General features: G+C 33.7%; 2 protein-coding genes. Both read right to left on the minus strand.

The window, feature by feature from the left end:
• Positions 1–22: 22 nt before the first annotated feature.
• Entirely contained in the window at positions 23–1,201 is a 1,179-nt protein-coding gene (locus VHA02S_RS24680) for a carboxypeptidase regulatory-like domain-containing protein (protein ID WP_038899591.1), read from the minus strand.
• On the minus strand, positions 1,198–1,635 hold the full coding sequence (locus tag VHA02S_RS24685; protein WP_038899590.1) for a hypothetical protein: 438 nt from the start codon (positions 1,633–1,635) through the stop codon (positions 1,198–1,200). Before VHA02S_RS24685 ends, VHA02S_RS24680 begins: the two co-directional genes overlap by 4 nt.
• Positions 1,636–1,703: the final 68 nt, after the last annotated feature.

The following is a 1,703-nucleotide window of genomic DNA, read 5'->3' on the forward strand; positions in this document are numbered from 1 at the left end:
CGAATCACTCTTAAACAGATTGTTAGGGGGCAGGACTTGCAGTCGGAACTAAGACAATATTAGGCACTTCAAAAGTCTGTTTTCTTGTAAGACTAAATTCATTAGTTAGTACGTCATTAGCCCCCATCATTTGCGCTGAAACCCGATAAATACCTGAGTTATCATGATACAAAAGAGTCGAAAATGAAAAGCGCCCATTTTCAGATAATTGTGTAAGGGTCTTAACTTCGATAAAAGCATTATCCTTTTTCTTCTCTAATACCACTGATGCAAACTGTACAGGGACACCTGATTTATGAACAGTGCCAGTAACTAAAGCTTGGTACTTACCAGCTATTAATAACCAAACTGTAGATATTAATCCAAAAATGGCATGTGGTATTGATGCTGCCACAAAAATCCCAAAGTCCAACTTTTTAGCAATCGTAAATGAGAAATACAATGACACGCTCAGTATTACTCCTGATAAAATAAATACTGACATCTGCCAAGCCAAACTACCTCTTTTTAATGCTGGAATATGAAATGCAATAGTAAAAACACCAAATAAAGCCGAAACAATTATTTGTGCCCATTTTAAGTCTTCAACTGTTGGACTTGGAAAAACTAACCAATATTCATGCTCACCTAATACTGGCAACTTAATATTTGAAAATTTATACACTCGATTATCTTCAGTTGTAACAGATAACGGACGAAATCCAACTTCTGTGGCACTGAATTTTTTAGGTAACTCAACCATCATAATAAAATTATTTATCACTTGTGGTTGACTTAAAAGCCCTGCCTCAGTTTTTGTCATATACTTGAAATTTGGATAAATCTCTAACTTTGCTTTACCCTCACTTGTCTCAGATAATGCAACTGCATTATTTATAGCAAACAAAATTTGATTAGAATCAGATTCAGCAATAACACTGAGAAGTGTATATCCTGTACCACTTGAAGCAACAGCTACTTTAACATCTTGAGCTGAATCAATTATCGAGTCCTTCTTAAGAGCAAAAGGAACTGGTAAAACTATAATAGAGGAACTATTACCTACACTTGCAACACCTTCTATCTTGAATGCAATGTCAACATCACCGTTATTCTTAACTTTTAAGTTTAAATTTGTGTATGGCGCTGAAAATGCCTTATTAATCGAAATAGAAAAAACGAAAATGAATATAAATTTCACTATAGAATTTATCTTATTCATAACACTTGACTACTTATCATCAACAAACCAAAAACAGACAAAACACCCATCATTATAAATTGGGTTGCAACTAGAAGATCGATTTTTCTTTCTATATTTTTGTGTTTAGAAAACTCATGCAGGCTAATTTCATATCGTTCAAATGGATCTCTATATTTTACCTCAAGACTTCTTGAACTATAAAACCCAAACCAACGACCAACAAACCCCCATATAAACCAAGCATACATATTTAAGCACATTGGAAGCGTTACTATGATTAGTGTCGAATATAAAGATACCGAAAAAGAACGCTCATAAAAGAGTGGGAAGACCAAATCACCTAACCACCAAAACATTAAGAAGGTCGAAAGAAATAATTCAAAAATAATTTTCCTTTTTATTTCCACCACATCTTGAGTTAACGCCTTCATATCTTCATTATCATAATTCATTTTAACTTCCTTAAAACTTTAAGAATTGACATATAATGCCCCCTAACGCCCTGTTAAGGTGTGAGCAA

The sequence above is a fragment of the Vibrio harveyi NBRC 15634 = ATCC 14126 = KCTC 12724 genome, from assembly GCF_001591145.1.
GTDB classification, from domain to species: Bacteria; Pseudomonadota; Gammaproteobacteria; order Enterobacterales; family Vibrionaceae; genus Vibrio; species Vibrio harveyi.

Excerpts from the sequence above, each read along its gene's own strand:
- VHA02S_RS24680 (WP_038899591.1), bottom strand. The coding sequence starts at position 1,201 with ATGAATAAGATAAATTCTATAGTGAAATTTATATTCATTTTCGTTTTT.
- VHA02S_RS24685 (WP_038899590.1), bottom strand. The coding sequence starts at position 1,635 with ATGAATTATGATAATGAAGATATGAAGGCGTTAACTCAAGATGTGGTG.